Genomic DNA, 10,049 nt, shown 5'->3' with positions numbered 1-10,049 from the left:
TATAAGAGACAGGTAGGGGAGGTAGGGGAGGTAAGAACAGAAACAGAAGTTTTTTCCGATCATTACCCGTCAAAATAAATTTGACGAACTACTAGATTATCAGAAGTCAGAGCCTTCTGGATTGCATTCCCAGCTAGAAGCTGGGAACGAGGAAACGAGGAAAACGAGTTATGATATCTCTTAAGTAGTGAGACAGAATTAATTACACAATGTCATTGCGTTAGCGTAGCGTGGCGTTAACCATATGGAACGAGGTGAAATGAAGCAATCACAACCCTGGCGATTGCTTCCCTTCGCTCGCAATGACTGTAAATATTTTTGTCCAATTACTTACTGTCCTTAGTTATTAGGTTGATGTTATTAACAAATTATCAAAAAAAGTACATTTTTAAGGTGCGTCAGATGTCAAAAATCTATTTATGGCTGGCTGAGTTATCGAATCTGACGCACCCTACAATAGGTTGGTGATTTCAGCGTTTGGCTAGTTGTGGAGTTTTTCCTTTTAAGCCAATCATTAATTTCAGGGCGAATATTTTTACGATGGGAACTCGCTGCATAATCCATAAACCTAAACGGCGAACTATGACTATTGGTAAAAAGTTGTTAGAAAAAACTCTATCTAATAAATCGGTGAAACCTAAAATTGCGAGGTTTTCTTTTTTTCTCCAGCTTTCATATTTTTTGAGTATGGAAATATTACCAATATCTTGACGATTTTGATGGGCTGTTTGGATGATTTCGGCTAATGCGGCTGCGTCCCGAATCCCTAAGTTTAAACCTTGTCCACCAACAGGATGACAGTTATGGGCGGCATCACCTATTAATGCTAATCTGGGGAGAACATAGCGATCGCTCTGCATTAACTGTACCTGAAAAATAAATCTCTCTCCCAATAATTCCAATTTCCCCATTTGCTGACCATAGCGTTTAGTTAGTTCCGCTAAAAATTCCTCATCATTCAACGCACACAAAGCTTTTGCTTCTTCATGGGGTGCAGTCCAAACAATGCGACAACGGTTTCCCGGTAAGGGTAAAATGGCAAAGGGACCACTAGACCAAAATTTTTCATAAGCGGTGTTATTGTGAGATTTTTCTGGTTTCACAAAAGCCACAATACAGGATTGCCAATATTTCCACCCTTTGGTTTTAATGCCGGCGGCTTGACGAATGGGAGATTTTGAACCATCAGCAGCGACTAACAATTTGCTGCGAATTATCTGATTTTCGTCGCCAATTTTGATATTAATAGCAACTATATCTCTTTCGTTTTGTGTACTTACTACTTCCGCTGGACACAAGATGGTTACATTTGCACAACTTTGAACAAATTCCTGTAAAGGTGCTAACAGCGCATAGTGTTCTGCTACATAACCTAATTCTGGTGTCCCTAAATCATCGGTTTGGAAGTTCACCACATCAGGGTAATCAGCATCGGAGAGGCGCACTTGGTTATATTTAGCAATGTTGGGGAGAATTTTGTCCCATAAACCAATTCCTTGGAAAATTTGGGCGGATAGCAGATGTACAGCATAAGCCTGTCCTTTAGCGACTGCGGCTGATGCAACTCTAGCTTCAATGAGGAGAATCTTTAAACCAGAATCTTTTAAAGCTGCGGCTAGGGTTAAGCCGACAATGCCACCACCGACTATGACCAAATCATAATCATATCCCCAGTAGGTTTCTGTGGGGGCGTGGGGGGATGAAAGGGTAGGAGTAAGCGGGGAGATGGACATTGTGAAGATAAATTACATAGTTTTAATTATTATTGTGACGCGATCGCCACTGATGATCAACATAAATAAAGGAAACGATCACAGATTACACAGATTACACAAATTGTTGCGTTTTGTTGGTGTTAAGTGTGAACAGTATTGGTTTACTACCTGATTGACTTTTTTAGTTGATCACTTTGTCCTGCTATAACAGACTTGATAGTGAGATTGATGTTATTTTCTTTTTGCACAAACTCTTTTATGCCCATCGCCATACAAACTATGACACTCAATTTATATTTACTGCGACATGGCGAAACTACTTTTAGTCAAAGTGGTAATTTCTGTGGTGAAACTGATGCAGATTTGACACCAGCAGGAATGGAAATGGCATCTAGTTTTGCTGATATTTATCAAAAATTGGACTGGTCGGCGGTTTATGTTAGCCCAATGAAACGCGCAATTGCAACCGCCAAGCCATTTTGTGATGCTGTTGGGATGGAGATGCAGTTGAGGACAGGACTCAGAGAAGGTAGTTACGGACAATGGGAAACTAAGAGTAAATTGTTTGCTCAAGAAAATTATGCAGAAAACTATGTAAAATGGTTGACAGAACCCGCTTGGAATGCACCTATTGGTGGAGAAACTGCGGTAGAGATTGCTAACCGTTCTATGCCTGTAATTGCGGAAATTCAAGAAAAACATCCCCAAGGTAATGTTTTAGTGGTTTCCCATAAAGCCACGATTCGGATTATGCTTTGCAGTTTACTGGGGATTGATTTGGGACGCTATCGTTATCGGGTCAATATTTTGGTCGCATCGGTAAGTATGGTGAAATTTGATGTGCATGGACCTTTGTTGGAAATATTAGGCGATCGCCATCATCTACCAGATCATATTCGCTCTCGTGCCGGAACATAATATAGCAGGAGTCACGGAGTCAGGAGTCACAGAGTAAAAACCTGTTGTGGACAGAGTTTCATGAATACCTACGGTACGTTAACACGAACAACTCATGTCCTAACCACCTTGACCGTTGCTATAAATCAAAACTTTTTAAACGCTTTCTTATTTACCCTCAAGCCAAAATATTTCCATTAACTCTACTTTAGGTAGTAGCAATATTTCTTGAGGCTGAGTAATCTTAAACTTATTAATGCCTGAAAAACGTGTAAGTACCCTGGAGATCATTTCAGGGTCTTTTTTTATGTCAAGCAGGAAGCAGGGGGTAGAGAGTAGGGAAAAATAATTATTCTTATTACCATTACCCATTACCCATTACCCATTTACCCATTACCCATTACCTATTACCTATTTTCGAGCAAAATGTTTTTCCATGATTTCTAAAATCATGGGTGCAGCGACACTACCACCACCACCACCGGAATGTTCAGCAAAGGCAACCACTAAAATTTCTGGCTTATCCGCAGGTGCATAAGCGCCAAACCAAGCGTGATTTTCTTTAACTCCTCCTCTCCAAGCTTCAGCAGTACCACTTTTGCCAGCCACCGGAGGAAGATTGGGGACATTTAGTACCTTACCTGTACCTTCACTAACTACCTTCCGCAATCCTTCCCGGAGAACTTTGACCGTTGTGGGTTTGAGATTTAATGATTCTCTCCAGCTTTTAGCTTCTTCATTATCCTTCAATAAATGGGGCTGAACTCGATAACCACCATTGGCAGGTACAGCAAACATCACAGCGGTTTGTAAAGGAGTAGCTTGTAAAGCCCCTTGGCCAATGGACATATTGATAGTATCACCCACACTCCAAGGTATCTTCCAGGCTTTCTGTTTCCAATTTTCATCGGGAACTAAACCTTTAGATTCTTCTGTAGTAAATTCAAACCCGGTTCTTTGACCAAATCCATATTTACGAGTCCATTCAATCAATGTTGGTCCACCGACTCGCTTACCAATTTGATAAAAGAAAGTATCGCTACTCCACTGCATAGCCCCTACAAAACCCAGCGGACCAAACCCAGCATGATTCCATTCACCAAATCTAGTTCCACCAATAGTTAAAGAACCGTAGGTTTGTAATACTGTATCAGGAGAAAATTTACCTGATTCTAGTCCAGCGGTTGTGGTGACGATTTTAAATGTACTGGCTGGAGGAAAGGCACTAATGGCACGATTGACCAAAGGATGTCCAGAACCTTGAACGGTTAACCAATCTTTTTGAGAAAGTTTTTGTTTAGAAAATATATTGGGGTCAAAAGTAGGATGAGACACCATTGCTAAGACAGCCCCATTTTTAGGGTCAATTGCAACTATTGCGCCATTACGATTACCTAAAGCTTTTTCTGCGGAAATTTGCATATCCAAATCTATGGTTAAGTGCAAATCATTGCCAGCTTTTGCTTGTTTGCTTCCCAATACTCGTAGAGGTCTACCGCTACCATCAACTTCTACCTGCTGACCGCCCCATTCACCTCTTAACAATTTTTCATAAGCTTTTTCTACTCCCATTTGACCCATGACATCTCCTAAGCGGTAGCCTTCAGCTTTCCTTTTTTGCAACTGTTCAGCAGTAACTTCACGGGTATATCCAAGTATGTGAGCCAACTCTTGACCATGAGGGTAATAACGAACAGCTTCCGTATTTATTTCTACTCCTGGTAGTTCATTTTCATACTCTTTTAATCCTGTTACCTGTGCTTCGTTTAAATTTCGAGCAATGCGAATTAGTGATGAAGGATTGACAGCAGATTGTTCAAGTATTTTCTCGATATCTGTTTGGGGAGTGTCGAGAATTTTGGCTAAACGTGGACCAACTACCGACCAAGATGCTTTGGTATGTGCCATTGGCCATAAATATACAGATCGGGGATAACGGGTGCTGGCTAATAATTTACCATTTCTATCAAAAATATTACCTCTTTCTGGTTGTTTGGGAATAATCCGAATGCGGTTGGATTCTGCCCGGATGCGGTGGTTTTTTCCTTCGATAATTTGTAAATATATTAATCTAGCGCCGATTCCAGATAACATTAATAATGTGAATAAAATTACAAATGTAGATTGAACACCACGTCCAACTGTGCGTGTATTTTTTGTTATACTAAGTAATGATGGTAAAATAGCCATAGACCAAAATAATTTTTTGGGATAAATAGGTACAGGTAACAACTGACAACGAACAAGATTAAATATCAGGGTATTCTACTGAAGATTATGGCTCGAACTGCGATGCAGAATCAAAGAGGTTTAAAACCACTACAGCCACTTGATGTTGAATTGCGTAATGTATTCAAGTTTTTCAACCAAGAACCCGCAGTACACGGAGTGGATTTGGATGTTAGACAGGGAGAGTTTTTTAGCATTTTAGGTCCTTCTGGTTGTGGAAAGACAACTACGCTCCGCTTGATTGCTGGATTTGAAAGGGTGGATGCTGGTAAGTTACTCATTCAAGGTCAGTTAATGACTGATGTTCCTCCTTATCGGCGACCTGTGAATACTGTATTTCAAAGTTATGCTTTATTTAACCACTTGAATGTGTGGGAAAATATTGCTTTTGGATTGCGATTGAAAAAAATATCCAAATCGGAAATTGCTAGTCGCGTTACAGATGCTTTAAAGCTAGTAAAAATGGAAAGTTTGCGATTGCGTGTTCCTAGTCAACTCTCCGGTGGTCAACAACAGCGGGTAGCCTTAGCAAGAGCTTTGGTTAATCGTCCCGCAGTTATCCTCCTTGATGAACCTTTGGGAGCATTAGACTTAAAACTTCGTAAGGAGATGCAGGTTGAGTTATCCAATCTTCATCAGGATTTAGGGTTAACTTTTGTGATGGTGACACATGATCAGGAAGAAGCATTATGTTTATCTGATCGCATTGCGGTGATGAATCAAGGCAAAATAGAACAAATTGGTACTCCTAGCGAGATTTACGAACGTCCTCAAACACCTTTTGTGGCTGACTTCATTGGTGATACTAATCTATTTAGCGGTGAAATTGTGGAAGTAGATGCAGAATCTATGAAAATTTCTACTAAAACCGGATTAACGATGATTGTTAGTCGTCACGAACAAACTCCCCTAGAAATAGCTCAAAGTGTTGTTGTTAGTGTCCGTCCTGAAAAAATTCAACTTTCCCTTTATCCCACTAATATACTCACAAATTGTTTTGAGGGACGGCTAATTAATGTCATGTATTTAGGGACTCATGTTAATTATGTTGTGGAATTAATCAATGGTGTTCACCTCAATGTTTTACAACCTAATACTTATGCTAGTTTACCAGATAGGAATACACCCATTTATGCTTGGTGGGAAAAATTTGACTGTTTAGCTATTAGTCAAGATGTAAATTAAATGACTAACAGACGTAATTTTCTCAAAAAAATGGTGGCATTTTCTACCTTGTCTTTAGGTAGTTGTGGTTGGCGACTAGCTAATATAGGGTCAAACTATATTAGCTCTAATCAAAGTGGCAAACTATATATTTATACCTGGACTCAATATACAGATAAAGAATTAATAACTACCTTCACGACCCAAACAGGTGTGAAAGTAATAGCAGATGTATATGAATCCAATGATGTCATGTTAGCTAAGTTGCAAGCCGGAGGTGGTGGTACTTATAGCATTATTTACCCCTCTGACTATATGGTACAAAAGATGGCGGAAAAAGGGTTATTGATGGAAATAGATCATAGCCGTTTAATTGGCTTAGATAATTTATTTCCCCAATTTCATAATCCCACTTATGACCCGAATAATCGTTATAGTCTTCCTTTTAATTGGGGAACAACGGGTTTATTATACAACTCAGAAGAACTGGTAAATGCCCCAGAAGATTGGGAGTATCTTTGGCAAAATCAAGATAAACTCAATAAGCGATTTACCTTACTCAATGATGTGCGAGAGGTAATGGGTGCAACATTACGGATGTTGGGTTATTCCTATAATTCCCAAAATGAAAATGAGGTTAAACAAGCATATCAGAAATTGCAGATATTAAAACCTGCGATCGCCGCTTTTGATACTGACGCTTGGCAAAATAAGATTCTGGCGGGAGATTTAGCGATAGCTATGTGTTATTCTGCTGATGCCGTCAAAATCTCTCAAGAAAATCCCAAACTCAAATTTGTAATTCCTCGTAGTGGTTCTTCATTATGGACTGATACCATTGTCATTCCCAAATCTAATCCAAATATAGCTGGTGCTTATGCCTGGATTAACTTAATTTTGCAACCAGAAGTAGCAGCGAAAATTTCCGAACGTTTATATATTTCTACTCCTAATCGGGCAGGATTTGAAAATTTACCAAAAGCAATTCAAGAGAATACTAATTTATTTCCTCCTCAATCACTTTTAGCAAAGTGTGAACGTCTGACACCTTTAGGAAAATTTGAAGAGATTTATGAACGTTATTGGACTCAATTACTAACTTAAAAAATGATTAAGGAAGTAGGGGCGCAGGGTCTGCGCCCATTCAGGAGTCAGAAGAAAAAAGAAGGAGTAAACTATTTTGCCGTATGGCTTTTACCGTAAATCTTAATATCTCATTCAAGTGCATACCGCTATATAATCACTAATTCGCAAATGGAATCTTCTAGCAACATCAAAAAAATCGAGAAATTACAACCTGATTGGAAAAATTGGCTACCGACATGGGGATTACTAGCACCATCTGGTATTTGGTTATTAATGTTGCTAGTTTTGCCAACATTAATAATTCTTGAATTAAGTTTAGTCCCAGATATTCGACCAGGTAATTTAGTAAATCCCAGTGGATTAGGTAACTATATTCGCATTTTTGAACCACTTTATTTAAAAGTAATATTTAATTCACTTTTTCTGGCATTTGGAACTACTATTATCACCTTAATTTTAGGCTTTCCCGTTGCTTATTGGATTGCTTTGATAGTACCAAAACGGTGGCAAAATTTGTTATTATTAGCCTTTGTTTTGCCTTTATGGACTTCTTCCTTGTTGCGTTCTTACGCATGGATTACAATTTTACGTCCTACCGGATTATTAAATAGTATATTAGCCAGTTTTGGTTTACCTGCTGTGAATATTTTGAACAGTAACTCAGCGGTATTAATTGGCATGAGTTACAGCTTGTTACCTTATATGGTGTTAATTTTATATGCTTCTTTGGAAAAGTTAGATAAGCAGCTATTAGAAGCTGCTGCTGATTTGGGTGCAAATCCAGTGCAAACCTTTTGGAAAGTGACTGTACCTCAAGTTTTGCCAGGAATCGCTGCTGGTTCGCTACTAGTTTTTATTACTGGTTTAGGGGATTTTATAGACCCAGAATTACTGGGTGGTGCTTCGAGTATGACCGCTGCGCGGTTAGTTTATAATCAGTTTCTGGGCGCTAGTCAAAATTGGGGTTTCGGTTCAGCATTGAGTATGGCATTAATTTTGATGGTGAGTATTGCCATTTCTTTTGTAATTAAATTTGATCAAACTAAATAATTGTTGACTTTACAAATTTTATGAAATTAAACCTAATAAACTAATAATTATGTTATTAAATAACCGCTATCGAATATTAAGAACTTTGGGGAGTGGTGGATTTGGCGAAACTTATTTAGCTGAAGATACCCAAATGCCATCCCAACGTCGTTGTGTAATAAAGCAGTTAAAACCGATTCAAAATAATACACAAATTTATCAATTAGTCCAAGAACGTTTCCAGCGAGAAGCCGCAATTTTAGAACAACTTGGTTCTACATCTAATCAAATTCCTAGCTTATATGCTTATTTTCAATTTAATGATCAATTTTATTTAGTTCAGGAATTAATTGAGGGTGATACTGTTACAGAAAAAATTCAACAATATGGACTAAGTAGGTAAACATAATAAAAACGATATATGTTTAGTTTTGTAAAAACCGTGAAATAACCTATTTGCAAGGCATTCATTGAATTTACATTTCGTCACATACCTTTAAATTTTTCTCTTTACCTACTTACTTACGGAGATTGCTGTTAGAGAAATATTACTATCTTTGTTACCTGTTTTGGAATATGTTCATTCAAAACGTATTATTCACCGTGATATTAAACCCGATAATATAATTTTGCGTCATCATGATGGGAAACCAGTGCTAATTGATTTTGGTGCTGTACGTGAATCAATGGGGACAGTAGTTAATTTACAAGGAAATCCCACTATGTTAGTTGGTTCTTGGTTAACCATGATTACTCAATTTCCTATTGATAAGAATAAACAATATTAATATTCCCAAAAAATAAAATAACAATTGTCAACACCGCAACCAGACCAGCAAAAAACTTTGTTCGTCGATAAGTAGTGAAACAGAATTAATTACACAATGTCATTGCGTAAGCGTTGCGTGGCGTTAGCCATATGGAACGAAGTGAAATGAAGCAACTGCAAGGGTTGTGATTGCTTCCCTTCGCTCGCAATGACTGTAAATATTTTGTCCAATTACTTAATAGACATCTCCAAAAAAGATTGTAGAGACGTTCCATGGAACGTCTCTACAGGGTTTTCAGGTCAAGTATCTTTAATTTTTGGAGATGTCTAATAAATACTTTGCAATTGATTGCGTTCATCCTGTTCATCCTTCAATCCTGGACATCCTGATTCTGACAATTACCAGTTGCAGAAAAATCATATTTCCCACAACTGGCATAACTTACCAATCCCTAACCTTATCTATGACTATCAAGTAAACCATGACGGGAAAAAATACCCTTCAATTTCAAATTAGTGAAGACATTTATAGAATTTACTAATTCTCGTTGTTCAGAACTTAAATTTAATGCTTTCAAAGCTTGATCAATATTATCACCATTGTGTAATTCATGAGCAAGCAAATCACGTTGAGATAAATCTAAAATTGCCGCAATCTCTTTATTTCGACGCTGACGAATCCCTTGTAGTGCTTGATTTTCTTGGGGAGTAAAATCATATTCAGATAATTTGATATTATCGCTAATTTCTCCAGAGTTGGTGAATAAGTGACTAGCACGAGCCAAAGGAACTTCCCAGGAGAAAAAGGTAATGGCAAAAATAAGAGCCAAAGTCAATAACCGTTGTGTTAATTTATTAATCATGTTGATTTTGAGGTTAATAACAGCTTAAGTTAAATTCTAACTAGGGAAAGAGTAGCCTAGACAATTTTCCTATTTCCGGGTGCGACTTGCCAAAGAGAAACAAGCATTAATCAGCACTTATTTAATAGAACAAACTTACTAGTCATTAAATGGCATAAATCCTGAGTTCAAGACAGTGACAAAGAAATCAGGCTATTTCTATATTTAAGGTGAGCTAAAGTAGATAATGTTTTCTCTATGACTAAATTCAGAAATTGATCATCAGGATAATTATTTTGCTAATAGATTGTAAAAAAA

Annotated in this window: 7 protein-coding genes and 2 pseudogenes; 6 read left to right on the top strand and 3 right to left on the bottom strand. The window is 37.9% G+C overall.

What is annotated here, in order from left to right:
• Window positions 1–470 precede the first annotated feature (470 nt).
• Entirely contained in the window at window positions 471–1,733 is a 1,263-nt protein-coding gene (locus IQ228_RS13340; RefSeq protein WP_027403598.1) for an FAD-dependent hydroxylase, read from the bottom strand.
• A gap of 261 nt (window positions 1,734–1,994) precedes the next feature.
• On the opposite strand from IQ228_RS13340, the gene IQ228_RS13335 reads away from it, so the two are divergent.
• On the top strand, window positions 1,995–2,633 hold the full coding sequence (locus IQ228_RS13335; RefSeq protein WP_027403602.1) for a histidine phosphatase family protein: 639 nt from the start codon (window positions 1,995–1,997) through the stop codon (window positions 2,631–2,633).
• 390 nt (window positions 2,634–3,023) lie between these two features.
• Here IQ228_RS13335 and mrdA read toward each other — a convergent pair whose 3' ends face one another.
• A complete protein-coding gene (gene mrdA / locus IQ228_RS13330; protein ID WP_193963096.1) occupies window positions 3,024–4,802 on the bottom strand; it encodes a penicillin-binding protein 2 in 1,779 nt (592 codons plus the stop codon).
• 87 nt (window positions 4,803–4,889) lie between these two features.
• Here mrdA and IQ228_RS13325 point away from each other — a divergent pair, with 87 nt between their 5' ends.
• The 5 genes and pseudogenes from IQ228_RS13325 to IQ228_RS27150 all read left to right on the top strand — a co-directional run.
• The gene (locus IQ228_RS13325; protein WP_193963095.1) at window positions 4,890–6,026 is read left to right on the top strand and encodes an ABC transporter ATP-binding protein; all 1,137 of its coding nucleotides are present in this window, start codon (window positions 4,890–4,892) and stop codon (window positions 6,024–6,026) included.
• Window positions 6,027–7,109 carry a spermidine/putrescine ABC transporter substrate-binding protein gene (locus tag IQ228_RS13320; RefSeq protein WP_193963094.1) on the top strand — a complete coding sequence of 361 codons (1,083 nt, stop codon included), beginning with the start codon at window positions 6,027–6,029 and terminating at the stop codon, window positions 7,107–7,109. It abuts the gene before it with no gap.
• A gap of 150 nt (window positions 7,110–7,259) precedes the next feature.
• Complete coding sequence (locus tag IQ228_RS13315; protein WP_193963093.1) at window positions 7,260–8,141, top strand: ABC transporter permease; 882 nt, start codon at window positions 7,260–7,262, stop codon at window positions 8,139–8,141.
• A 49-nt stretch (window positions 8,142–8,190) separates the two neighbouring features.
• A pseudogene (locus IQ228_RS27155) lies at window positions 8,191–8,514 on the top strand (protein kinase); the annotation flags it as partial.
• 127 nt (window positions 8,515–8,641) lie between these two features.
• Window positions 8,642–8,842: pseudogene (locus IQ228_RS27150) on the top strand (phosphotransferase); the annotation flags it as partial.
• 505 nt (window positions 8,843–9,347) lie between these two features.
• On the opposite strand, the gene IQ228_RS13300 reads toward IQ228_RS27150, so the two are convergent.
• Window positions 9,348–9,752 (bottom strand): hypothetical protein, encoded by a 405-nt coding sequence (locus IQ228_RS13300; RefSeq protein ID WP_027403610.1) that lies wholly within the window; start codon window positions 9,750–9,752, stop codon window positions 9,348–9,350.
• Between the last annotated feature and the right edge of the window lie 297 nt (window positions 9,753–10,049).

The sequence above is a fragment of the Dolichospermum sp. LEGE 00246 genome (assembly GCF_015207865.1).
Taxonomy (GTDB): domain Bacteria; phylum Cyanobacteriota; class Cyanobacteriia; order Cyanobacteriales; family Nostocaceae; genus Dolichospermum; species Dolichospermum heterosporum.
Note: the sequence above shows the minus strand (reverse complement) of the source record. Positions and strands in the feature narration are given on the sequence as shown.